Genomic DNA, 23528 nt, shown 5'->3' with positions numbered 1-23528 from the left:
TCCACCGACCCAGGATCACCCGCGCCCGCCCGAGTCCGCACCTCATTTTTGCCACCGCCGGCCACCCCGCGCCGTTGTCCACGCCGTTGACGACCGGCCAGTGCCCCGCGAAGATCAACTTCGGTCCGGTGGGGAGACGCGGTACCCGTCCGTCGCCGCGGGCCCGGCGACGGACGGGCGCACCACTACGAAGCGGTGGTCAGCGCCGCCTCCGGAGGGTGGTGGTCGAACCAGGGGCGGGCGGACTCCAGCTGCGCGGCCAGGCGCAGCAGGGTGCCCTCGCCGCCGAGCGGGGCGACGAACTGGACGCCGAGCGGCAGGCCACCGGCCGTCCAGTGCAGCGGGACGCTCATCGCGGGCCGACCCGTCATGTTCGCCAGCTGCGTGTACGGCACCCAGCTGAGGTTGGCCAGCACCGCCTTCTCGACCAGGCCGAGCCGGCGCAGCAGCGTGCCGCCGCGCAGCCGCACCATGAGCATCCCGGCGGCCCGCTCGCGCGCCGCGGTGGCGACCTCGCCGATCCGCAGCGGCTCCCGGCCGAGCGTGGGCGTGAGCAGCAGGTCGTAGGAGCGGTGGAAGTCGACGAGGGCCCTGGTGTGGCCGTGCCAGCGCTCCACGGATCGTTGTACCGCCACCGCGCCCGTGGCCCGGCCCATCTCCGCGGTGATCAGCGTGTCGGTCTCGAAGCCGTCGTCACCGGGCCGTACCTCGCGGGCGTCGGCTACCAGCCGGGCCGACTTGACGAACCAGTAGGTCAGGAAGTCGGTCGCGAGTGCCCGCTCGTCGACGACCGGCTCCACCCGCTCGACCTCGTGCCCGAGCTCGGCGAGCAGCGCGGACGCGTCCTCGACGGCGGCGACCGCGTCGGGTGACGGCGTCGGGTTCAGCGCCGAGGTCACCCGTACGCCGATGCGCAGCCGCCCCGGAGCGCGGCCGGCCTCCGCCAGGTAGTGGCCGGGTGGCTGATCGGCCGGCAGGTAGGGCGCGTACGGGTCGGCGCCGGCCAGGGCGTCGAGCATCGCGGCGGTGTCACGCACCGAGCGGGACACCACCCCGTGCGTCGACAGACCGGTGCCGCCTTCGGCGTCGGCCGGACCGTGCGGGATGACGCCGCGCCCGGCCTTCAGCCCGAAAAGGCCGCAGCAGGCCGCGGGGATGCGGATCGAGCCGCCGCCGTCGTTCGCTCCGGCGACGGGCACGATCCCGGCGGCGACGGCCGCCGCCGAGCCGCCCGACGATCCTCCGGGGGTGTGCGCCGGGTTCCACGGGTTGCGCGCCGGTCCCCACAGTGCGGGCTCGGTGACTGCCTTGGAGCCGAACTCGGGGGTGTTGGTCTTGCCGAAGATGACCAGCCCGGCGTCGAGCCAGCGTTGCACGACGGTCGAGTGCTCGGTGGCGGTCCTGTCGGCGAGCGCCCGGCAGCCGGCCGACGTCGGCACGCCGGCGTAGTCCTGGCCGAGGTCCTTGAGCAGGAACGGCACCCCGGCGAACGGGCCGGCCAGTTCCTCGGTGAGCCGATGGTCGGCGATGTCGTCCATCGGCCGGACGATCGCGTTGATCTTCGGGTTGACGGCGGCGGCACGTTCGCGGGCGGCGGCGAGCAGCTCCGCCGGCTTCACCTCGCCGCTGGCCACCAGCTCCGCCATCGCCAGACCATCCAGTGACCGGTACCGCGCGAAGTCCATCGACCCTCCACCGTGACGTCGGCCGTCCGCCGTGCGCGCCCGGCCGGGCAAGTCTGCCGCGCGGCCGCCCCACCCCGGTACCCACCGCGTTCCCGTGTACTTGGGTGCGCCCGCCGCGACGATCGTGTCACTCCGGCGCGCGGAGCTCGCGTTTCGGCCAGTATCCGCGTCGCGCCGTGGTCGATGGTCGTGCCGAAGTCGGGACCTTGGTGTCTTGTGGCCGACAGCCGAAGACGGCGGGTCGGCATCACGAACAGTACTGAGAAACCTGGCGTCGGGTCACTGATCTCGGGTCTTCTGTCGACCGGGCGGGCGTCGGCCGTGGAGATCCGGAGCGCCGATTCCCTTCTGGGGGATTGTTCGAAAACAGGCTCGGCGATCTGATCGGCACAGTACGGTTCTGCCAGGCAGTGACCTGCCATCCCTGCATGCCCGGAGCAAGGCCGGGCGGTGCGAGGACGCACCTCCGCGAGATTGGACGACCACGTGGCGCTGGCGCCGTCACCGAGTGCCCAAGAACTCGGGAACGAACATTACCTCGACCTGATGAAGCGAATCCTGACCAATACGATCTACCGTGATCCGCCTATCGCGAGCCGGATGCAGCCGGGCTCGACGTTCGACGATGCTCGTCGCGCCACCGGCCAGGACTGGCCGAGTGTCGCGCACACCATGGTCGGGCGCGCCCGACTGGACAATGTGCAGGAATGTGTCGCCGCGGTGATCGCGGACGGTGTTCCAGGCGACCTGGTGGAGACGGGCGTGTGGCGCGGCGGCACGGCCATCTTCATGCGCGCGATCCTGCGCGCGTACGGAGTGCCCGACCGTCTGGTCTGGGCGGCCGACTCCTTCGAGGGAATGCCGGTCAGCGGCCCGGACAGCCATCCCAGTGACCAAAAGACCCCGCTACACCTGGCCAACAAGGTACTGGCCGTCTCGCTCGACACCGTGCGAGCCAACTTCGACGCCTATGGATTGCTCGACGACCAGGTCCGTTTTCTGCCGGGGTGGTTCCGCGACACTCTTCCCACGGCGCCGATCGAGCGGATCGCGGTGCTCAGGCTTGACGGCGACCTGTACGAGTCGACCATGGACGCCCTGGCGAACCTGTACCCGAAGGTATCGGCAGGCGGTTTTGTGATCATCGATGATTACATGATCCATGCCTGCCGCGAGGCGGTGCACGACTTCCGTACCGCACACGGCATCACCGCAACCCTGACCAAGATCGACCAGGATGCGGTGTTCTGGCGCCTCCCTGGGGCTGGATAGCTGGTCGGCGTAGCCGCCTGAGCCGATCCCGGGGCCGATCACCGGCCCGGGACCGGTTCAGGYGGTCGGGTGGGGCGGCGCGCCGGCGACCGAGCGCTGCCCGCCGGTCTCGGTGCGGTAGCCGACGGTGCAGGTGAAGCTCCGGGAGCCGGCCCGCCAGCTCTCCGGGGAGATCCGTAGCCAGTTGGTCGCTAGCGTCGGTGAGTCGTGGAAGTCCGGCCCGAAGAAGGACTTGGCGAGGTCCATGCAGCGCGGGGCCGCGAGGGCGTCGAACTGCTCGCCGGTCGGCGGCTCGTTGCTCGGCCCGGTGGGCAGCGTGATCCTGCCGACGGCGACCGCGTCGTGCGGCCGCTCGCAGGGGACAGTGCCGCGCACCTCGGCCGCGGTCTCGGCGAGACAGGCCCCGACGGGGAAGAGCAGGGACTGGTCGGCGCCGGTGACCTCACCGGACGCCGACGGCGCGGCCGTGGTCGCGGCCACCTGGACGGCCGGGCCGGTGTCGCCGGCCGCGTCGTCGTGGCCAGCCTTCGACGCGACCACCGCGTAGCCGAGGACGAGCACCGCCACGACGAGCACCACATCCAGCACCACCCCGGCCGGCCCGCGCCAGCGGGTCACGCGGGTACACCCTGATCCGCGCGGCCGAGCTCACCGGTGACCTGCCGCTGCTCGTTCGATGGCGTCGTGAAGTAGATCAGGCAGTTCGTCGAGCGGGTTCCGGCGGCCCAGCTGTCGGGTTCGATGTCCATCCAGCCGGCCCGCACGGTCGTCGAGGAGCGGAACCCGGCCCCCAGGTAGCCACGTGCGACCGCGTCGCAGCGCGGCCCCGCGAGGTCGGTGAACGCGTCCTGGCTCGGCGCGGGTGAACCGGGCGCGCCCGGCAGCGTCACCTTGCCGATCACTACCTCGGAGTGCGGCCGGTCGCAGGGGATGGTCCCGAGGAAATGATCGTGGTCGCTCGCGAGGCACGAGCCGGTCGGGTAGATCCAGGACTGGTCGGCCCCCTCGACGGCGCCGGTGAACGAGTAGAACCAGTCGACCGGATGGTTCGCCTCGTACCAGTTGTGGGACAGCCCGCAGACCAGCGAGCGATCACYGGTCGGCCAGCTCTCCCTGGACGGTTGGATCGCGCCGGCGCCGAAGGCGCCGTGCGGGTCGAGYGGGTAGCCGAGGAACGTAGTCAGCGGGGCCGTGCAGTATCGGTCGACGATCGTGTCCCACTCGTCGGGGGTCGGGTAGGCGGCGCCAGGGGCGTACTCGGCCCTGTCCATCGACGTGCGCTCGACCGCCTCGAACAGGTGTGTCTGGGTGCAGGGCACTCCATCGGCGTGGGCGACCGCCAGCTCCTGGTTCCACCGGTAGCAGCCGCCACGCCGGAAGTTCAGGTTGTCGATCAGGTTCTCGCTGGTGGGCGTGCCGGCCGGCGCCGGCGCCAGGCCGCCGGCGTTCGCCGGTGTGGCTCCCGCTGGGGCGCTGGGAAGCGCGCCGGGCGCCGCTCCGGCCGGTGCGGGCGGGTCGTCCCCGTGGTGCAGCCTCGGCAGCACCGCGAAGTACCCGAGGGAGAGCACGGCCACCAGACCGACAGAGATGCCGACGAGCCGTGCCCGCGCGCGGCGGGCCGGGGCCTCCGCGGGACTCCAGTCCCGCGGCGAGGGCGGGGTGGCCGCCGTCACCCGCCGGCGGCGGCGCGCCGGGCGGCCAGGTACGTCCGGCCCGCCATGCCGGCGCACCRCCGCGCGGGTGCGGGCCGGGGCCTCGTAGACCGACGCCGCCCTGACGAAGGACTCGTCGAGCACCAGGCCGGCGAACGGGTCGTCCGGGTCATGGCCGGCGCCGGCGCCACCCTCGAGGCCACCACTGGCCGCTGGCTGGCCAGCCGGTGTTCCGGCAGGCGTCGACTCCGGGGAAACCTCGTCCGCCACGGCTGTGTCGACCTCGCCCTTCTGTCGGATGCCGAACCCGCCGGCGGCCAGGCGGACGCGACGGCGCCCGCCGGGGCGCCGCCCATCCGGCCGCCCGGCGTGGCGGCACGCGGATTATGGCGCGCAGCATATAGCCCACTTTGCGCGGGTCGCGAGCGATGGCGGCCGGGCGATGGGTGGCGGGCGGGTCGGGCGGGATCAGGCGGCGCCGGACAGGCGGGCGCGATGCTCGGAGGGGCTCACGCCGTGGACCCGTTTGAACGCGCTGCTCAGCGCGAAGGCGGTGCTGTAGCCGACCCGCCGGGCGACGGTCTCGAGCGTCGCGTCCCGCTCGTCGCGCAGCAGGCCGGCGGCGAGGTCGAGGCGCAGCGCCGTCAGGTACGTCATCGGCGGCTCGCCGACGAGCTCGGTGAACCGGCGGGCCAGCGCCGCCCGGGAGACCCCGGTGTGGGCGGCGAGCGCCGCGACCGTCCACGGCTGGCCCGGGTTGTTGTGCAGCAGCCGCATGGCCCGCCCGACGACCGGGTCGGTGTGCGCCCGCAGCCACGAGGGCTCCCGGCCCGCCTCACCACCGTCGCGCCTCGGACGCTGGCCGGAGCCGTCGCCGGTGAACCAGGCGCGCAGCACGTCGATGAGCAGCAGGTCGAGCAGCCGGTCGAGGACCGCATCCTGGCCGGGCCGGTCCCGGGGGATCTCGGCGGCGAGCAGCGRCAGGACGGGGCTGTCCCAGCTCTCGCCCGCCAGCACGAGCAGCCGCGGCAGCGCGTCGAGCAGCCGCCGGCTCACCTCACCGGCGATCTGGTAGGTCCCGACCAGCATCACGGTCTCGCCGTCCAGCGCGTCGCCCCAGGTCCGTACCCCGAGACCCATGACGTCGTGCAGGTCGACGCCGTCGGGGGTGGTGCAGCGCTGCCCGGGGTGGATCACGACGCGCGGCGGGGTCGACGGATGGTCGGCCACCGTGTACGGGTCCGGTCCGCGCACGACCGCCACGTCGCCCGGCCCGAGCCGCGTCGGCGGCTCGGCGCCGTCGAAGGAGAACCAGGCCTCGCCGCGCCACTGCGCCACGACGGCGAGCGGTGCCCGGTCCTGGATCCGCAGCGACCAGGGCGAGGTGAGCATCGCCCGCAGCAGGAAGGCGCCGCGCGCCCGGGGACCGTCCAACAGCCCGGCGAGCGCGTCCACACCCGGCAGTCTAGATCGACTGTCCGCGTGGACGACGGCGTATGCGCCGGAGCCTCTCGGCGATGGTCACGGCCCACCCGGTCGCGGCTTCATGGAGGTGGCCCCGGCGGCCACGGTGAGTCGGCCTCCACCCGACCGCGGCCCGGGCCGGACCAACCGAACCTGAGGAGAAGCAACCGTGAATGGCACGCGGATCGGGACGTTGCTGGCGGCGACCCTGACGACAGGGCTGATGGCGGGCCTCTACTTCGCGTATGCCTGCTCGGTGATGCCGGGGCTACGCGCGACCGACGACCGCACGATGGTGGGCACGATGCAGTCCATCAACGTCGCGATCCTCAATGGCTGGTTCCTGCTGGTCTTCGTCGGCGCGCCGCTGCTCACGCTCGCCGCCGGGGCGGTGCACCTGCCGTCCGGTGGCCGGGCCGCGCTGCCGTGGGTGGCCGCGGGGCTCGCGCTCAACGTCGTCGCCTTCGGGGTCACCGCCGTGGCGAACGTCCCGCTGAACAACGCGCTGGACGCCGCCGGGCCGCTCGACCAGATCACCGACCTGGCGGCCGTCAGAGCCCACTTCGAGGGCGCCTGGATCCGTTGGAACATCGTCCGCACGATCGCGACCACCGCGGCCTTCGGCTGCCTCGGATACGCGCTGGTGCTCACGCACCGGCCGCGGTGACGACGGCGCCGAGGTCCCGATCGGTCCTTCCCGCCGTGGCCGGTCCAACTGGACCGGCCACGGCGGGAAGGTGGGGAGGGCGGGCGGTCAGGCCGGGACCGGGTTGCGGGCGTCGCCGGTCACCGAACGGGGATCGCCCGCGTCGGTGTAGTAGCTCACCAGGCAGCTGAACGACCGGCTGCCGGCCTGCCAGCTCTCCGGGTCGATCGGGAACCAGCCGATGCTCACCGTCGAGGTCTGCTGGAAGGACGGGCCGAAGAACGCCCGCGCGACCACCGCGCACTGCTGGCCGGCCCGCTCGTCGAACGCCGTGTCGGCCGGCGGTGCCGCGCCCGGGGGATCGGTGAAGTGGACATCACCGATCGCCACGTGCTGGTGCGGGGCGGAGCAGGCCACCGGCTTGGTGCCGTCGGTGCTCTTCGCCATGCAGGTGCCGACCGGGTAGACCATCGACTGGTCGGCACCCTTCGCCGATCCGGTGAACAGGTCGTTGTCGGGGTTCTCCGGGGTGGGGGCGTAGCCGCCGATGCCACAGTCGATCTTCCGGTCGCCCTGGATCCAGCCCGTCGTGGTCGGCACGATCGTGGAGACCGAGAACCGCCCGTGTGGATCCAGGGGATAGCCCAGGTACGCCTGGACGGGCTGCAGGCAGTACCGGTCATAGATGGCCGACCACTCGTCGTCGGTCAGCGGGTAGGGGGCGCTGGCCGGGAACTCACCGCTGATGTCGACCGAGTCGTCGCTGACCGACTCGAACAGGTGCGGCTCGGCGCAGGGGACGTCGTCGACCTTCGCCGAGGTGCCACCACGGTCCCAGCGGTAGCAGTGACCGCTCTTGTAGCTGCGCTGGCTGAGCTCGGGCTCGACGGTCTGGCCCGGCGACGCGGCGCCGGACGGCCCCGCGGTGGCAGCGGCCGCGTCGCTCTTGTCGTCCCCGCTGCCGCCCACGGCGGCCCCGATGGCCGCCAGCACCAGGATGAGGGCGACGGCGCCGCCCACGACGACGGCGACGATGCGCCCGCGGGTCCAGCGTGACCGCCGGGGTGGCGTCGGCGGCGCCGGCGGCCAGTACGGAGGAACCGGGGGTGCCCCCGGGCCCGGGTTCCTGTACTGGGCCCATGGGCCGCCGGGCTGGCCGGGCTGGCCGGGTGGGTTGCCGCCGGGCGCGCCGGGGACCGGGCTGCCCGCCGGCGCCGGCCAGCCGGCTGGCGCCGGCGCGCCACCCGGGGTGGCCGGGCCCGGCTGCTGGGGCCACGGGCCGCCCGCCGGGCCAGTCTGCCCGGGCCAGGGTCCCGGCGCCGGGGATGTCTCGTCGGCCACGGTTGTCTCGCTCCACCCATCGCGTCGGGCGCGCCGACCGCCGGCGGCCGGACCGGGGAGCGGGCGAGGCTGCGCCGCCGCCGCTCCGCTCGGCCCGCCGACGGTCGCGGCGCGAACTGTGGCGCGGACAATATCGGCTATTAACACCGATTCGTACGATAGGTCCCCTGTTTGACACTTTTGGAGATCCGTCGTCACTTTCGGTAATTTTGCTCTGACTCTGACTCTGGCGCGAGGAGGGCCGCGAGCACGGGACGAGGCGGCACCGTGCCCGCGGGACCGGCGGCCCGCGGCCAGCGGGCGCCGCGCGGCCCGCCAGCCGGGTGATGCTGCTCCCCGGTCTCCGAGCGCGGCTCGCCGGACGCCGTGACGTAGCTGAGCACACAGGTGATCAACCGGCTGCCGGCGCGCCAGCTCTCCGGGCGGATGGCCTGAAAGCCGATGGTCTCCGTCGGCGACAGCTGGAAGGACTGTCCCAGAGCCACGCGGGCCGCGAACACGCAGGGCGGGCTGGCCATGTCGTTCAACTCAGCACTGCTGGGCGGCCCGCCGCCGGCCGTCTCCGGCAGCCGGATGTTACCGATCGTCAGGTACTCGTGCGGCCCGGCGCAGTCGGCCACGAACAGCGACTGCGGCCTGCTCGTCAGGCAGGTCCCTATCGGGTAGATCCAGGACTGGTCCGCGCCTTTGGCCGACCCGGTGACCGCCTCGTTCTCCTGGACCCCCAGGCGCTCGAGGACGGGCACGAAGGTGTGCAGGCCGCAGCGGAGGAAGCGTCTCCCGCCGTTCCACATGTCCTCGGACGGTCTGATCGACTGCACGCGGAACCGGCCGAACGGGTCGAGCTCGTACCCCAGGTATTCCACGGCCTGCGGTCCGCAGTATTTGCCATCGATGGTGTCCCACTCCGTAGGGGAGGGGTAGGCGGCCCCATCCGGGTAGTCGATCCGGCTGAGGCGGACGGGGGTGTCGCTGGTCGACTCGAAATGATGGGGCGTCGTGCATGGCACATCGTCCGGCCCGGGCCAGTAGTAGCAGTGCCCCCGCTGGAAGGCGAGGCCGACGGCCGTCGGCAGGTCCGAGAACGTGGGCGACGCCGGGGTCAGCGGTGGGCCCGAGGGCGCGGCGGCCACCGGCTCGCCGTCGTCCCCGGCCGCGTGCACGGCGACGGCGGTGACGCCGGCCGCCGCCAGGAAGAGGCCGACGACGGCGAAGAAGACGACGGCCCCGACTTTCCGGTCGGACCAGCGGCGTGGCGGCCGGCCTGGCGGCGCCGGCGGTGTACGCCAGCCCGCGGGGCCGCCCGCGCCCGCCGCGGGCATGCCGATATCCGGACCGCCCGACGCCGACGCCGGTGCGGGCACTGGCGTCGGTGCCGATGCCGGTGCCGGCTCCGGTACGGGCCACGCGCCGGGGGAGGTCTCGTCCGTCACGGCTGTCCTGTCCCACCCTCGTGATCGGGCGCCACGCCACGTGCCGGTCGGTCGCCAGCGCCACGGTGCCCCGGCGCCGTCGTCCCGCGGCGCGCGTTGAGGCGCGCAGATTACCGGTGGTCTGCGACGGTTTGGTACGCAGTGGCCCCGCGCTCCCGGTGTCCACAGCCCCGCTCGGCTGGCCGTTGTGCCGCGCTTGACCCGGTAGCGTCCGCGGTGGAACGGCCTGGCGCCAGGCAGTTTCGTCGGAGGCGGCCCTTACGCTGATCCAGAGGCGAGGACGGGCGGCCTCCGCGGCCGGTCCGGCCCCGGTGAGGGCCGCGGCGGCGACGGCGGGGAGCCGCGGCCGTGGGTGACGGCGAGGGAGGGGCCCGGCGGTGACCATGGAGGCGGCTGCGCGCAGTCGGCCCGAGCGTGGCCAGCTCCCCGCGCGCGGCCGGTCGCCGGCGTCGGCCCCCGGCTCCGGTGAGCCGGTCCGGTGGTCGCTGCTGGACGCCGTGCTGGAGCGGATCACCTTCGCCAACGAGGAGACCGGGTACACGGTCGCCAAGGTCGACACCGGGCGCGGCGGGGACCTGGTGACCGTCGTCGGCTCGCTGCTGGGCGCGCAGCCGGGGGAGTTCCTGCGGATGCGAGGCCGGTGGGGGAGTCACCCCCAGCACGGCCGGCAGTTCCAGGTCGAGGACTACACCCAGGTCCTGCCCGCCACGGTCCAGGGCATCCGCCGCTACCTGGGCTCCGGGCTGATCAAGGGGATCGGTCCGCGGCTGGCCGAGAACATCGTCGACCACTTCGGCGTCGACGCCCTCGACGTCATCGACACCGAGCCCGAGCGGCTCATCGAGGTGCCGAAGCTCGGCCCCAAGCGGACGAAGGCGATCGCCGCCGCCTGGGAGGAACAGCGCTCGATCAAGGAGGTGATGGTCTTCCTGCAGAGCGTCGGCGTCTCCACCTCGCTCGCGGTGAAGATCTACAAGAAGTTCAAGGACGAGTCGATCGACGTCGTGCGCCGTGAGCCGTACCGGCTGGCCAGCGACGTGTGGGGGATCGGCTTCCGCACCGCGGACACGATCGCCCAGGCCGTCGGCATCCCGCACGACGCCCCCGAACGGATCAAGGCCGGCCTGCAGTACACCCTGTCCGAGTCGACGGGTAGCGGCCACTGCTACCTGCCCGAGCAGCGCCTGCTCGCCGACGCCGCGCAGATCCTCGAGGTGTCGCTGCCGGCGGTCATCGACGCGCTGGCGGAGCTGGTCACCGAGGGCGGTGTCGAGCGCGAGGAGATCCCCGGCGACGACCCGGAGGAGCCGGTGCCCGCGATCTACCTGGTGCCGTTCCACCGGGCCGAGGTGTCGCTGGCCAACCAGCTGCTGCGGCTGCTCGCGGCCGGCGACGACCGGCTGGGGGTGTTCGGATCGGTCGACTGGGACGCGGCCCGGCGCTGGCTGCGCGGCCGGACCGGCGCCGACCTCGCCCCGGCGCAGGACGAGGCGGTGCGCCTCGCGCTCACCCGGAAGGTCGCCGTGCTGACCGGCGGGCCGGGCTGCGGGAAGAGCTTCACCGTCCGCTCGATCGTCGAGATGGCGACGGCGAAGGGCGCGAAGGTCGTGCTCGCGGCGCCGACCGGCCGGGCGGCCAAGCGCCTCACCGAGCTGACCGGCCACCCGGCGGCGACCGTGCACCGGCTGCTGGAGCTGCGCCCCGGCGGCGACGCCGCCTACGACCGAGACCGCCCGCTGGACGCCGACCTGGTCGTCGTCGACGAGGCGAGCATGCTCGACCTGCTGCTCGCGAACAAGCTCGCCCGCGCGGTCGCGCCCGGCGCGCACCTGCTGCTCGTCGGCGACGTCGACCAGCTCCCGTCGGTCGGCGCCGGCCAGGTGCTGCGCGACCTGCTCGCCGTGGGCACCCCGGTGCCCCACGTCCGCCTGACCCAGGTGTTCCGCCAGGCCGCCCAGTCGGGTGTCGTCAGCAACGCGCACCGGATCAACGCCGGCGAGTTCCCCCAGGTCCAGGGCCTGCCGGATTTCTTCCTGTTCGCCTGCGACGAGGCCGAGGACGCCGCGAAGATCACAGTCGACGTGGTCGCGAACCGTATCCCCCGCCGGTTCGGCCTGGACCCGCGGGCCGACGTGCAGGTGCTCGCCCCGATGCACCGCGGCGCCGCCGGCGCGGGCGCCCTCAACGGCGCGCTGCAGGAGGCGCTCACCCCGAGCCGGCCGGGAACGCCGGAACGCCGCTTCGGCGGGCGGGTGTTCCGCGTCGGCGACAAGGTCAGCCAGATCCGCAACAACTACGACAAGGGCGCGAACGGCGTCTTCAACGGCACCCTCGGCGTCGTCACCGCCCTCGACCCGGTCGAGCAGACCCTGACGGTCCGCACCGACGAGGGCGAGACCGTCTCCTACGACTTCGCCGAGCTCGACGAGCTGACCCACGCCTACGCGCTGACCATCCATCGCTCTCAGGGCAGCGAATACCCGGCCGTCGTCGTGCCGGTCACGATGAGCGCCTGGATGATGCTGCAGCGCAACCTGCTCTACACCGCCGTCACCCGGRCCAAGAAGCTCGTCGTCCTCGTCGGTTCCAAGAAGGCCATCGGCCGCGCCGTCCACGCCGCGACCGCCGGGCGCCGCCACACCGGCCTGGCCCACCGCCTGCGCGAGGGTCGCATCGTCTCCCTCGCGCCTCCGGCACCGCCTCCGGAGCCCTCGGAGGAGTAGCCCGCCATCGACCGGCGAGCGGGCCGACGCCGGGCGGCGCATATCGGCGGGGAGCAAAAACCAGTTTCGGAACGACGGCGCCAGCCGTACTCTTTGTCCTGTCCGAAGTGAAGGCCGAGGGTTACTTCCTCTCAAGAAGATCCCACCTTCGGCCGTACTGGTTCTCGGACGTCACCGCTGGATATTGGGTGCCGAAGTGAACGGGCAGGCTTACTTCTAATCTACGGGTCGCGGGTTCGAGTCCCGCCTCGGCGGTCGCTGGCCGTCGGGTAGCTCAGAAGGCAGAGCAGTAGACAACAGCTTCCCGGACCTGGTTCTCGGCATCCTCATTCGAGGCGGTGTCGAAGTGCTTGGCTGGCGTACTTCTGGGTTCGACTCCTTGTAGCCCCACCCCTGGGGCTATGCCCTTCTGGGGGCAGACGCCGTCCGACCTGGTMCTCGACACCGTCACGCGCCACGGCGGTACCGAAGTGCAGGGTGGGGTTCCTTCCGCTGCGGACGGGGTGACGCGGGTTCGAATCCCGCCGGGACTTTCGGGTCCCGTCGTCTAGTGGACCAGGACGCCTTGGTCCTCGCCCGAATCGGTTCTCGGTACCGCCTGGCGCTTCCGCCGTGGCGTCCCAGCTGAAAGGAGGACGGTGTGGAGAACGTCGCGAAGACTGCTGCGGCGCTGGGGAGTGGCTGGCCTCATCCGTACCAGCGGCGAGAGCGCGGTCACCGCCCGAGGTGGCGCCGGCTGGTCCGTGACGTCAAGAGCGATTTCTTTCCTCGCCCCGAACAACTCCGCCACCGGGTATCATTTGTATATGGCGGCGAGGTTTCCTGAGCATCCGTGTGAGAACTGCGGCAAGCCGACCAGGAACGCGCGGTTCTGTAGCAATGGACGCCACCTGGTGAGTACATCAGGGCCAGCGAAACGAGACCCGTAAGCGCAACGCCGACGCCCTCCGCCCTCATTGCCCCGTCTGCGGTACGACCATCAAGACTAGGGGTGCGTTGCGGTGTAGTCGTGCCTGTGCCGACATTGCCCGAAAGAGGGTTCCGGATCCGTGCCGTTACTGCGGGTCGCGCGAACGGGCCGGACGCCGCACGGGCGGCCCGTACTGCTCATGGTCATGCTTCAACGAAGATCGATATCGGCGCGCCGGGGGCTTCGCTCGATGGGCCGCGGCCTGGATGGCTGGCGAGATTAGCGGCACAGGTCCTGACGGCAAGCCGGACTGGCACGTCAGAGAGGTGCTCATCGCTCAGCGTGGGCAGAGGTGTGAACAGTGCGGCTGGGCCGAGCTGAACCCAACCAGTGGACGTGTGCCACTGCACGTTGATCACATCAGCGGAGATCGGGCCCGCAACCGGCCGGAGGATCTCCGACTGCTCTGCCCTAACTGCCACTCGCTGACTCCGACCYACCAGCACCTCAACAATAAGAACGTGAGTCCAATTCGCAGGAAAGCGGGAAGGCGGTATCGGGAGACGTGGCTAAGCTCGGCAAGCTGATGCGGCAGCAGCGGGGACCGTCCGGGCCGGTCATGACGATCGGCCGCACGCTGACCCATGAAGGTGCCCCGGGGTTTACGCGGGATGCAAAGGGTGAACTTTTTCTTCTCGCCGTCACGAACCTCGTCTCGGAGGACACCTTCTACGAGGCCGGCCGCGACCGGGACAGCCGTTTCGTCAGCCTGCTCTGGGAGGCCGTCGCCCAGGACGCCGCCTGGGTGGCCCGGCTCATCCCGTGGCTGCGCGACGGCGCGAACCTGCGTACCGCGTCGGTTGTCGCCGCCGCCGAGTACGCCCGGGCGCTCACGGCACTGCCCGAGGCCGCCCGCGCGGCCGCGCCGACCGTCCGCTCGGTGGTCGCCGGCGCGCTGCGGCGCGCCGACGAGCCCGGCGAGTTCGCCGCGTACTGGCTGGCTGGCCGCCGTCCCGGCCGCAACAGCCTGCCGGGCGGTGTGCAGCGTGGCGTCGCCGACGCGGCGACCCGGCTGTTCACCGAGCGCGCGGCGCTGAAGTACGACGGCCACCGGCAGGCGTTCCGCCTCGGCGACGTGGTGGAGCTCGCCCGGCCGACCCCGTCGGCTCCCTGGCAGAACGACCTGTTCCGCTACCTGCTCGACCGCCGTCACCACGACGACGCCGTCGCCACCGAGAACCTGCCGACGCTGCGCGCCCGCGCCGCGCTGGAGGCGATCCCCGCGGCGACGCGCGCCGCCGAGCTGCGGTCGTGGGGCGCGGGCGCGCCGGACCGGCTCGCCGCGGCGGGGATGACGTGGGAGGCGCTGGCCGGCTGGCTCGCCGGCCCGATGGACGCCACCGCCTGGTCGGCCATGATCCCGTCGATGGGCCTCATGGCGCAGGTCCGCAACCTGCGGAACTTCGACGAGGCCGGCGTCTCGGACGAGCTCGCCGGCAGGGTCGCGGCGCGGCTCGCCGACGCCGAGCAGGTCCGCGCGTCGCGGATGTTCCCGCTGCGGTTCCTCTCGGCGTACAAGGCGGCGCCGTCGGCTCGCTGGGCGTGGCCGCTGGAGCAGGCGGTCACCCACTCGCTGGCGAACGTCCCGGCGCTGCCGGGCCGGACGCTGGTGCTCGTCGACCAGTCCGGCTCGATGGCCGCGCCGCTGTCGGCCCGCTCCGACCTGACCCGGGCGGAGGCGGCGGCGCTGTTCGGCTTCGCGGTCGGCCTGCGCGCCGAGAAGGCGGACGTGTACGTCTACGGCGCGCAGGGCGGCTGGAACGACATGAAGCCGAAGCACCAGCGGGTGCGGCTGCCGAAGGGAGGCTCGCTACTGCCGCTCGTCGACAAGCACGGTCGGGCGGACCTGGGCGGCACGCTGACCTGGACCACCCTGCGGCACACCTACGCGGGCCACACCCGGGTAGTGATCGTGACCGACGAGCAGGCGCACGACAGCCCGGACGACCTGCCCGACGTCCCGATCATCACCTTCAACGTGGCCGGCTACCGGGCCGCTCACGTCGCGGCGGCGCCGAACCGGGTGACCGTTGGCGGCCTGAGCGACGCCGGCTTCGCGATGCTTGGTCATCTCGACACCCACCACCGCGGTGAGTGGCCGTTCTGACGGCCAGGCCCGCACCGGAGCCGGCGCGGCGGATCCGTCCGCCGCGCCGGCTCCGAGTCGTCGCAAAGGCACCCGAGGCGAGCCGGACGCACCGGCATGACCCCTCTGACCTGGATGTCTGTGCCCAGGCGACCGGATTGACCCGGTCGCTTCGCGCGGGCGGGTCAGCGGTCGATCGTGGTCATGTTGGCTTCGTCGTGGCGTTCCCCGGCGGCGGGGTCGAGGGTGTTCAGCCGCTCGATCTGGTCCGCGGTGAGTTCGACGCCGTCGGCGGCGGTGTTCTCCTCGACGCGGGTGACGCGGCGGGTGCCGGGTATGGGCGCGATGTCGTCGCCGCGGGTGAGGATCCAGGCCAGGGCGGTCTGCGCCGGGGTCGCGCCGATCTCCGCGCCGATCGCCGTGACCGTGTCGACGATGGCCAGGTTGCGCTGGAAGTTCTCGCCGGTGAAGCGCGGATTGGTCTTGCGCCAGTCGTCATCGGCGAAGTCGTCGACGGAGCGGATCCGACCGGTCAGCAGCCCGTGGCCGAGCGGCGAGTACGGCACGAACCCGATCCCGAGTTCGCGCAGCAGCGGCAGGATCTCCGCCTCCACGTCGCGGGTCCACAGTGAGTACTCCGTCTGCAACGCCGACACCGGCTGTACGGCATGTGCGCGCCGGATCGTCGTCGCGGACGCCTCGGAGAGCCCGAAGTGGCGCACCTTGCCTTCGGCGATCAGATCGGCGACCGCCTGCGCGGTCTCCTCGATGGGCGTGCTCCGGTCCACTCGATGCTGGTAGTAGAGGTCGATGTGGTCCGTGCCCAGACGTCGCAACGATCCCTCGACGGCGGCCTTCACGTTCGCCGCGCTGCTGTCGACGACACCGGGACCACCGCCGGAGTGCGAGACAAGGCCGAACTTCGTGGCGATCTTCACCTCGTCGCGGCGATTCCTGATCGCCTGTCCGACGATCTCCTCGCTGAGGAACGGTCCGTAGATCTCCGCGGTGTCGATGTGCGTCACGCCGAGATCGAGCGCGCGGTGGATGGCGCGGATCGACTCGTCGTTGTCCAGGGCGCCCTCGGAGGTGTAGGTGCCGGCCATGGTCATCGCGCCGAGGCCGATACGGGAGACCTCCAGAGTCCCGAGGTGGACGTTCTTCATCAGATTCTTCCTTCCAGTGTCGGTCGGGACCTAGGCCAGCCGTCCCGGTCCCGGTCCCGTTCCCGTTCCTGTTCCCGCTCCCGGTGCCCAGGTCAGACCTGGTCCCCCGCGGCCGCCCGAGGTCCGTCGCGGCCGGCTCCTCGGGTGGCGACACTGATGCAATCCGGCCGCGGGCGTGCGAGGAAGTCACCGCTGGCAGGTGTACTGACAGCCCACCTCTCGCCCGCGAGTTCGTGTCTAGCCTGGGCTGGTGGGTAACCAGGACGAGGTCAAGGCGTTCCTCACGTCCCGCCGCGCGAAGATCACCCCTGAGCGGGCCGGGCTGACCAGCCACGGCCGCGGTCGGCGGGTGCCGGGACTGCGGCGCAGCGAGGTCGCCGACCTGGCGGGTGTCAGCGTCGAGTACTACGCCCAGCTCGAACGCGGCAACCTCGCGGGCGCCTCTGACAGCGTGTTGGACGCGGTGGCCCGAGCTCTGCAACTCGACGACGCCGAGCGCGCTCACCTGCTCGACCTCGCCCGCGCCGCTGGCCCCGCCGCCCGCCCGCGCCGCCGGCCCGCGACCCAGCAGGTCCGGCCCAGCATCCAACGCCTGCTGGACCTCATGACCGAGATCCCGGCAATCGTGAACAACGCCCGTCTGGACACCGTGGCCGCCAACGCATTGGGCCGGGCGCTGTTCGCGCCCGTCTACACCAGCCCCGTCCGCTCGGCCGGCCAGCCGGTCAACCACGCCCGGTTCACCTTCCTCGACCCCGATGCCCACGACTTCTGGCTCGACTGGGACCGCGCCGCAGACGACAGCGTCAGTACCCTGCGCACCGAAGCCGGCCGCGACCCCCACGACAGAGACCTCATCGACCTCGTCGGAGAACTCGGCACCCGCAGCGATGCTTTCCGCGTCCGCTGGGCAACCCACGACGTCCGCCTCCACCGCACCGGACGCAAACACCTCCACCACCCCGCCGTCGGTGACCTCCACCTGAACTTCGAGGTCCTGGACCTGCCCGCCGACCCCGGCCTGACCCTCGTCGCCTTCCACGCCGACATCGGCTCGCCCAACGCCGACGCCCTGCGCCTCCTCACCAGCTGGGCAGCAACCCAAAACCTGACCGCCGCCCCCGACGTGGCCAGAAAGCCACGAGCCAGCCGCTGATCCGACTGATGAACGGCATAGAATGTCCTAGAAAATGGGTCGACGCCTCACAATTAGCGACAGTGCAAGAGAATCATTGCCGTACGAACCGGCCGTCATGTCGCCTACCTGGCCGTACGGCGCCCCATCGCGGATTTCGATATATCGGACCTGCTTGTCAGGGTCAGATGCGACTACGCAGTGTGATGGCGCGGCAGGGATTCGAACCCTGAACTCGCCGGTTAGAGGCTGTCGCCGCCGAAACTGGCTGGCCCTGGCGCCAGTGGGCTGGTTGGCTGTCGCACCGTAGGTGTCGTCGCGATGACGCCATTGGCCGGCTTCCTCTGGCATCGACGGTGGGGTGGATGGGTGGACCGGGATCAGCGGGTAGGGGGTATGGGGCCGACGGACCGCTGGTGGGGCTCGTACGCAGCTCGCGCGTCCGGAATGGTCGCCTCGGAGGTGCGGGCGCTGTTCGCGGTCGCGAGCCGTCCGGAGATCGTGTCGCTGGCGGGTGGCATGCCGGCGGTGGACGCGTTGCCGTTGGACGCGGTCGCGTCGACGGTGGCGGATCTGGTGATGAGCCGGGGTCCGGTGGCGTTGCAGTACGGCTCCGCACAGGGTGATCCGGAGCTGCGGGCGCGGATCTGTGACGTGATGGCGATGGAGGGCATCACGGACGCGCATCCGGACAACGTGGTGGTGACGGTTGGTTCGCAGCAGGCACTCGATCTGCTCACCAGGGTGTTCGTCGATCCCGGCGACGTGGTGTTGACCGAGGGGCCCACCTACGTCACGGCGATCAACACGTTTGCCGCCTACCAGGCGCGGGTCGTGCATGTCTCGATGGACGGCGACGGGTTGGTGCCTGAGGCGCTGCGCGAGACGCTGAGCAGGCTGGCGGCCGAGGGCGCGCGGGTGAAGCTGCTCTACACCGTTCCCACGTTCCAGAATCCGGCGGGGATCACCCTGACGGCGGCGCGGCGCGCGGAGACGCTGGAGATCTGCCGGCGGGCGGGGGTGCTCGTGGTGGAAGACAACCCGTATGGCCTGCTGTCGTTCACGGGTGAACCGGTGCGGGCGATGCGGGCGGACGCTCCGGATGACGTGGTCTATCTGGGTTCGTTCTCCAAGACGCTGGCGCCGGGCCTGCGGGTGGGTTGGGCGCTCGCGCCCCAGCCGGTGGCGGCGCGGCTTGTGCTCGCGGCGGAGTCGGCGATCCTGTCGCATTCGATGTTCACCCAGCTCGCCGTCGAGCGGTACCTGGCGACGCAGCCATGGCCGGAACAGATCAAGGCGTTCCGGGAGATGTACCGGGACCGCCGCGACGCCATGTTGAAGACCCTTGCCGAGACGATGCCGGCCGGCACGACCTGGACGCGGCCCGAGGGTGGGTTCTTTGTCTGGTTGACGCTGCCGGACGGTGTCGATGCGAAGGCGATGCTCCCGCGGGCGATCGCGGCCAGGGTCGCATATGTACCCGGCACCGGTTTCTACGCCGATGGATTGGGCCGCAACGCTATGCGGCTGTCCTACTGCTACCCGCCGCCTGAACGTATCCAGGATGGCGTGAGACGCCTCGCCGGTGTGCTGCAGGCGGAGATCAGCCTGCGGCGCGCGTTCGCGCACGATCCCGCCGCCGACCCTTCCAGCCAGTGAAGGACGTGACCGTGACCGATCTGGGCCGTGTGCTTGTCCTCGCCGGGGGTCTCTCGCCGGAGCGGGAGGTGTCACTACGCTCCGGACGCAGGTTGTGTGATGCGCTGGAACGCATCGCCGTCGACGTCGAGATGCGGGATGTCGACGGCTCGACGCTTCCCGCACTCGCCGCGGACCCGCCCGCTGTCGTGATCCCCGTCCTGCATGGCTCATCGGGCGAGGACGGCACGATCCGCGAGGTGCTCGACCTGTACGGCCTGCCGTATGTGGGTGCGACGCCGGTCGCCTGCCGGGCGGCGTTCGACAAGGCGACCGCGAAGGCGACGGTCGGCGCGGCCGGCATCGCGACGCCGCCAGCGGTGACACTGCCCCGAGAGGCGTTCCACGACCTCGGGGCCGCGGCACTGATCGACCGGATCGTGGCTCGGCTCGGCCTGCCGCTGGTCGTGAAGCCTCGCGCGGGTGGTTCGGCTTTCGGCGTCGGCTTCGTCGAGGAGGCGGGCCAGCTCGCGGAGGCGCTGATGACCTGTTTCGGCTACCACGACTGGGCACTGATCGAACGCGCCGTGCCCGGTGTCGAGATCGCTGTCAGTGTCCTCGACACCGGCGACGGCCCGGTGGCGCTGCCGGCTGTCGAGATCCAACCGATCACCGGCGTCTATGACTACGCCGCCCGCTACACCTCCGGCGCGACCGCCTTCCACATCCCGGCGCGTCTCGGTGAGGACGTGCTGCGCGCCGCCGCGGCGACCGCGGTCACGGCCCACTGCGTCCTGGGCCTGCGCGACCTGTCCCGCACCGACCTCATCGTCGATGCCAACGGCACCCCCCAGTTCCTGGAGGTCAACGTCGCCCCTGGCATGACCGACACGAGCACCTGGCCGATGGCCCTGCACGCCGCCGGCCTCGACCTCGCGGTCGTCTGCCGCGAGCTGGCCGCGGCGGCATTCCGCCGCGCCACCCGTTAACCGGTTTCCGCGTCCGATCGTCGGTCTGGCCGACCGAGCATGATTCATGACCGAATGTGCAGAGACGGACACGGTTGGGAACCTATAGACATCTTATTCATGAGTGAGACCCCTGGAACAGGCACAGGTGAGGCCGCGGGCGAGTCCGGCCGCGACCACGACGCGACCGTTCGGCGGTCCTTCGGCCAGCAGACCCGGCTGTTCACCGGCGAAACCGCGGTCTTCGCCGCTCCCCAGGCGGCGCCACCGCCGCCGTGGCTCGGCCCGCTGCACCCGGACATGATCGTCCTCGATCTGGCCTGCGGCGCGGGCCATCTCGCCGAGCAGGTCGCCCCGCACGTACGGCAGGTCGTCGGCATCGATCTGACCGGCACACTGCTGGGCCTCGCGGCCGAGCGCCTGGCCGCCGCGGGCATCACCAACGTCCTGTTGCAGGAGGGCAACGCCAGCGCGCTGCCGTTCCTGGACGGCTCCTTCGACCTGGTCCTGTCCCGGTCGGCGCTGCACCACTTCCCGCGGCCTGGTGACCCGGTCGCCGAGATGGTCCGGGTGTGCCGCCCGGGCGGGGTCGTGGCGGTCTCCGACATGGTCGCGCCGGGCCCCGAGCTGCGCGGCCCGTTCGACGAGCTGCACCGCAAGATGGACCCGTCCCATGCCGCCGCGCTGCTCTACCCGGAGCTGGCCGAGCTGCTGCGGTCGGAGCTTGGCGAGCTGGACCACGACGAGCTGGCAGCCCCTGGCCGCCTGCCCCTCGAACGGATCCTCACCGACGTGGCCGACCGGGACGCCGTCTACGCCGACCTGCGCGCCGAGCTCGCCGGCGGCCCGCCGACCGGCTTCGACCCGTCCCTCGCGGACGGCCAGATCCTGGTCTCGTTCACGACCGCCGCGGTCCGGGCGACCAAGGCGGCGTAGCGGGCACCCGGCCGACCCTGCCCGCACCTCGCGCAGCCGGGGACAACACGTCTGCACGGCCTCGCCGCCGGCTTTCCGTAACAGATGGCGGCGAAGCAGCGACCAATGCGAACCGAACCGGGCCGTCGGGCGTCCAATCCGGGGACGACAGGAGGTGCTCGCGTGATCCGGCGCCGGGTCGGGACGTTTCTGATCCGTGGACTACTGGTATTGCTGGTCGCCCTGCCGGGGTTGGGCGCGACGACGGCGCTCGCCGCAACCAGCGGCTGCGCGCTGGTGGGGGAGGACTGTGGGGACATCGTCTGCGAGCCGTGCCTGGTGCAAACCGTGGTCCATCTTGAGGAGTTCATCCAGCCGGGCGATGACCCGGACGAACTGAGGGTGTGCGACGAGGAGTGCCGACCGGTCTACCACTGGCCGACGGCTCGGAGCCTCCCTCGGACGGAATCCCCCGGGCTGGACCAGAAATCGGACCCCTATACGGTCTCACCGTCCGTCTTCCTGGGAGAGCTAGGCCAGGCGAGACGGTTCCAGCTTGTGCGCGCGGGCGTCGTCATTCGCGAGTCACGACCGGCTGAGATCGTGGTTGGCACCCCGGAGGGGAAACAGCACGACTGCTGTAGCTGTCCGGTTCTGGAGGTATTCCTGGACCGCTCTGGGGCGACCACCTGGCGGAGTCACTGGTAGCGGAGTCGCTGGTGGTCGAAAGGGTCTGGGCTAGGCGGTCGGCGGCGGTCGGTCGGTGTCCAGGGCGAGGGCGTGCTCGATGCGCCGCAGCCGGGCGTCGATCGTGCGGAGCAGTCCTTCGACGCCCTCGCCGCGGGGATCCTCCGGGACCGCGAGCGGGGAGGAACCGTCCGCTGCCCGGAAGTCGAGGTCGCCGATGCCCGGGTCGGCCAGTCAGTCCTCGCCGGAGAACCGTTCCCAGGCCGCTTGCTTGGACACGCCGAGCGCCGCTCCGATCCGGGTCCAGCTGATGCCCCGGCGGCGCAGGACGTCGACGTAGTCGTGGACGGCGGCATCGGCGTGGGCCACGACCGCCTGGACCTTGGCCAGGCCGACCAGCAGGTCCTCGTCCGAACGCTCGTCCCACGCGCCGAACGCGGGCGCGGGCTCCTCGGCGATGATCGTGTTGCACAGGTCCACGCACTCGTTGCAGATGTAGACACCCGGGCCGGCCACCAGCTTCGTCACCACGGCCTTGTCCTTGCCGCAGAACGAGCAGCACAACTTCTCCAGCCGGCCCTCGCCTGGCACCGGGTTTCGAGTGATCGTCATGGCGTCAAGCTAACCCTGACGATTGGGTAGCGTCAAGGTTGCCCTGACGCGGTCGAGTTGCCGACGCGTCGCGAGGGACTCGTGATCGCGAACCGGGTGCGCCCGCCGGCGTCAGGAGCCGACGGTGAGGAGGGTCTTGCCTACGGTGGCGCGGGCGGCGATGGCCGCGTGCGCGGCCGAGGCCTCCTCCAGGGGGAAGCGCTGGCCGATCAGTGGGCGCAGGCGCCCGGCGGCGGCCGCGGCGAGTGCCGACCGCAGGTGTCGGTGGATGTCCCGCGGGCCCGGCCGGCTCCGGATGACCGTGATGCCCCGCGCCGCGGCCTCCTCGTCGGTGACGCCGGCCCAGGATCCGCTGGTCAGGCCGTAGGACAGCGCCCGGCCGCCGGGAACGAGCAGGCCGACGGCGGCGCGGCCGACCTCGCCGCCGACGCCGTCGAGGACGACGTCGACGCCACCGGTCTCGGCGCGGACCTGGTCCGGCCAGGCCGGGTCGAGGTAGTCGACGCGGACCTGGGCGCCGAGCTCACGGGCGAGTGTCACCTTGCGGGCGCCGCCGGCCGCGGCGACGACGGTGCCGCCGGCGGCGCGGACGAGCTGGACGAGCATGGAGCCGACCCCGCCGGCGGCTCCGTCGACGAGGACCCGGTCGCCGGGCGCGACCGCGGTCGCCTCCACCAGCCAGGTCGCGGTACGGCCGTCGGCGAGTACGGCGGTCGCGGCCTCGACGCCGAGACCTTCGGGCACCTCGGCCAGGTTGTCGACGGCGACGGCGACGCGCTCGGCGTAGCCGCCGGAGCCGCCCGTGCCGGCGACCACCCGCAGGCCCTTGAGCGCGGGGTCGACCTCCGGGCCGAGCGCGGTCACGACGCCGCCGACGCCGTTGCCCGGAATGATCGGCGGGGTGACCGGGAACGGGCCGGGGGCGTTGCCCGACCGGATGAGCGTGTCCAGGAAGGTCACGTTCACCGCCTCGACCTCGATGACGACCTCGCGGGGGCCGGCGACGGGCTCTGGCGCGGTCCCGGCGACTAGGACCTCCGGACCGCCGAACCTGGTCAGGTACACCACCCGCATGCCGTGCTCCTCCGCTCGCGCCCGCCGTGGGTCCTGCCTAGTCCACAACCTCAAGGGGGGA

Annotated in this window: 19 protein-coding genes; 10 read left to right on the top strand and 9 right to left on the bottom strand. The window is 71.9% G+C overall.

Going from position 1 to position 23528, the window contains the following annotated elements:
• Positions 1 to 185: 185 nt before the first annotated feature.
• A complete protein-coding gene (locus tag BCD49_RS20845; protein ID WP_007519854.1) occupies positions 186 to 1685 on the bottom strand; it encodes an amidase in 1500 nt (499 codons plus the stop codon).
• Positions 1686 to 2171: 486 nt separating this feature from the next.
• On the opposite strand from BCD49_RS20845, the gene BCD49_RS20840 reads away from it, so the two are divergent.
• Entirely contained in the window at positions 2172 to 2957 is a 786-nt protein-coding gene (locus BCD49_RS20840; RefSeq protein WP_035924947.1) for a TylF/MycF family methyltransferase, read from the top strand.
• A 57-nt stretch (positions 2958 to 3014) separates the two neighbouring features.
• On the opposite strand, the gene BCD49_RS20835 is transcribed toward BCD49_RS20840, so the two are convergent.
• From BCD49_RS20835 to BCD49_RS20825, 3 genes are all read right to left on the bottom strand, one after another.
• Positions 3015 to 3575, bottom strand: coding sequence for a septum formation family protein (locus BCD49_RS20835; RefSeq protein WP_071041798.1), 561 nt, complete (start codon positions 3573 to 3575; stop codon positions 3015 to 3017).
• The gene (locus BCD49_RS20830; RefSeq protein ID WP_071041797.1) at positions 3572 to 4879 is read right to left on the bottom strand and encodes a septum formation family protein; all 1308 of its coding nucleotides are present in this window, start codon (positions 4877 to 4879) and stop codon (positions 3572 to 3574) included. The genes BCD49_RS20835 and BCD49_RS20830 overlap by 4 nt, the downstream gene beginning before the upstream one ends.
• A 198-nt stretch (positions 4880 to 5077) precedes the next feature.
• Positions 5078 to 6064 carry an AraC family transcriptional regulator gene (locus BCD49_RS20825; RefSeq protein ID WP_071041796.1) on the bottom strand — a complete coding sequence of 329 codons (987 nt, stop codon included), beginning with the start codon at positions 6062 to 6064 and terminating at the stop codon, positions 5078 to 5080.
• A 178-nt stretch (positions 6065 to 6242) separates the two neighbouring features.
• On the opposite strand from BCD49_RS20825, the gene BCD49_RS20820 reads away from it, so the two are divergent.
• Positions 6243 to 6740, top strand: coding sequence for an anthrone oxygenase family protein (locus BCD49_RS20820; protein ID WP_007519846.1), 498 nt, complete (start codon positions 6243 to 6245; stop codon positions 6738 to 6740).
• 87 nt (positions 6741 to 6827) lie between these two features.
• Here the strand turns inward: BCD49_RS20820 and BCD49_RS20815 are convergent, their stop codons facing one another.
• Together BCD49_RS20815 and BCD49_RS20810 are read right to left on the bottom strand one after the other, a co-directional pair.
• Positions 6828 to 8060: a septum formation family protein gene (locus BCD49_RS20815; RefSeq protein ID WP_083401590.1), complete on the bottom strand. Its 1233-nt coding sequence runs from the start codon at positions 8058 to 8060 to the stop codon at positions 6828 to 6830.
• Positions 8061 to 8254: 194 nt separating this feature from the next.
• A complete protein-coding gene (locus BCD49_RS20810; protein ID WP_007518289.1) occupies positions 8255 to 9382 on the bottom strand; it encodes a septum formation family protein in 1128 nt (375 codons plus the stop codon).
• A gap of 494 nt (positions 9383 to 9876) precedes the next feature.
• On the opposite strand from BCD49_RS20810, the gene recD2 reads away from it, so the two are divergent.
• The 3 genes from recD2 to BCD49_RS20800 all read left to right on the top strand — a co-directional run bounded on the left by recD2 (position 9877) and on the right by BCD49_RS20800 (position 15293).
• Positions 9877 to 12216, top strand: coding sequence for an SF1B family DNA helicase RecD2 (recD2, locus tag BCD49_RS20805; protein WP_083401589.1), 2340 nt, complete (start codon positions 9877 to 9879; stop codon positions 12214 to 12216).
• A gap of 1176 nt (positions 12217 to 13392) precedes the next feature.
• Positions 13393 to 13713 carry an HNH endonuclease signature motif containing protein gene (locus tag BCD49_RS46440; protein ID WP_116439415.1) on the top strand — a complete coding sequence of 107 codons (321 nt, stop codon included), beginning with the start codon at positions 13393 to 13395 and terminating at the stop codon, positions 13711 to 13713.
• The gene (locus tag BCD49_RS20800) at positions 13713 to 15293 is read left to right on the top strand and encodes a TROVE domain-containing protein (RefSeq protein ID WP_035924944.1); all 1581 of its coding nucleotides are present in this window, start codon (positions 13713 to 13715) and stop codon (positions 15291 to 15293) included. The genes BCD49_RS46440 and BCD49_RS20800 overlap by 1 nt, the downstream gene beginning before the upstream one ends.
• Positions 15294 to 15457: 164 nt before the next feature.
• On the opposite strand, the gene BCD49_RS20795 is transcribed toward BCD49_RS20800, so the two are convergent.
• Entirely contained in the window at positions 15458 to 16438 is a 981-nt protein-coding gene (locus BCD49_RS20795; RefSeq protein ID WP_007518294.1) for an aldo/keto reductase, read from the bottom strand.
• Positions 16439 to 16688: 250 nt separating this feature from the next.
• On the opposite strand from BCD49_RS20795, the gene BCD49_RS20790 reads away from it, so the two are divergent.
• From BCD49_RS20790 to BCD49_RS20770, 5 genes are all read left to right on the top strand, one after another.
• Complete coding sequence (locus BCD49_RS20790; RefSeq protein ID WP_007518296.1) at positions 16689 to 17594, top strand: helix-turn-helix domain-containing protein; 906 nt, start codon at positions 16689 to 16691, stop codon at positions 17592 to 17594.
• A 426-nt stretch (positions 17595 to 18020) separates the two neighbouring features.
• Positions 18021 to 19232 carry an aminotransferase-like domain-containing protein gene (locus BCD49_RS20785; RefSeq protein WP_035924942.1) on the top strand — a complete coding sequence of 404 codons (1212 nt, stop codon included), beginning with the start codon at positions 18021 to 18023 and terminating at the stop codon, positions 19230 to 19232.
• An 11-nt stretch (positions 19233 to 19243) separates the two neighbouring features.
• Complete coding sequence (locus tag BCD49_RS20780) at positions 19244 to 20200, top strand: D-alanine--D-alanine ligase family protein (protein WP_007518299.1); 957 nt, start codon at positions 19244 to 19246, stop codon at positions 20198 to 20200.
• A gap of 99 nt (positions 20201 to 20299) precedes the next feature.
• A complete protein-coding gene (locus BCD49_RS20775) occupies positions 20300 to 21115 on the top strand; it encodes a class I SAM-dependent methyltransferase (RefSeq protein WP_007518301.1) in 816 nt (271 codons plus the stop codon).
• A gap of 162 nt (positions 21116 to 21277) precedes the next feature.
• Entirely contained in the window at positions 21278 to 21802 is a 525-nt protein-coding gene (locus tag BCD49_RS20770) for a hypothetical protein (protein WP_007518302.1), read from the top strand.
• Positions 21803 to 22015: 213 nt separating this feature from the next.
• Here BCD49_RS20770 and BCD49_RS46435 read toward each other — a convergent pair whose 3' ends face one another.
• Positions 22016 to 22393, bottom strand: a complete 378-nt coding sequence (locus BCD49_RS46435; RefSeq protein ID WP_007518304.1) for a ClpX C4-type zinc finger protein — start codon at positions 22391 to 22393, stop codon at positions 22016 to 22018.
• A 111-nt stretch (positions 22394 to 22504) separates the two neighbouring features.
• Positions 22505 to 23467 (bottom strand): zinc-binding dehydrogenase, encoded by a 963-nt coding sequence (locus BCD49_RS20760; protein ID WP_007518306.1) that lies wholly within the window; start codon positions 23465 to 23467, stop codon positions 22505 to 22507.
• Between the last annotated feature and the right edge of the window lie 61 nt (positions 23468 to 23528).

Source organism: Pseudofrankia sp. EUN1h (genome assembly GCF_001854645.1).
GTDB lineage: Bacteria > Actinomycetota > Actinomycetes > Frankiales > Frankiaceae > Pseudofrankia > Pseudofrankia saprophytica.
Note: the sequence above shows the minus strand (reverse complement) of the source record. Positions and strands in the feature narration are given on the sequence as shown.

Bases quoted from the DNA above. Each gene is read 5' to 3' on its own strand.
- BCD49_RS20845 (WP_007519854.1), bottom strand. From the start codon at position 1,685: ATGGACTTCGCGCGGTACCGGTCACTGGATGGTCTGGCGATGGCGGAG.
- BCD49_RS20810 (WP_007518289.1), bottom strand. From the start codon at position 9,382: ATGCCCGCGGCGGGCGCGGGCGGCCCCGCGGGCTGGCGTACACCGCCG.
- BCD49_RS20800 (WP_035924944.1), top strand. From the start codon at position 13,713: ATGCGGCAGCAGCGGGGACCGTCCGGGCCGGTCATGACGATCGGCCGC.
- BCD49_RS20795 (WP_007518294.1), bottom strand. From the start codon at position 16,438: ATGAAGAACGTCCACCTCGGGACTCTGGAGGTCTCCCGTATCGGCCTC.
- BCD49_RS20785 (WP_035924942.1), top strand. From the start codon at position 18,021: ATGGTCGCCTCGGAGGTGCGGGCGCTGTTCGCGGTCGCGAGCCGTCCG.
- BCD49_RS20775 (WP_007518301.1), top strand. From the start codon at position 20,300: ATGAGTGAGACCCCTGGAACAGGCACAGGTGAGGCCGCGGGCGAGTCC.
- BCD49_RS46435 (WP_007518304.1), bottom strand. From the start codon at position 22,393: ATGACGATCACTCGAAACCCGGTGCCAGGCGAGGGCCGGCTGGAGAAG.
- BCD49_RS20760 (WP_007518306.1), bottom strand. From the start codon at position 23,467: ATGCGGGTGGTGTACCTGACCAGGTTCGGCGGTCCGGAGGTCCTAGTC.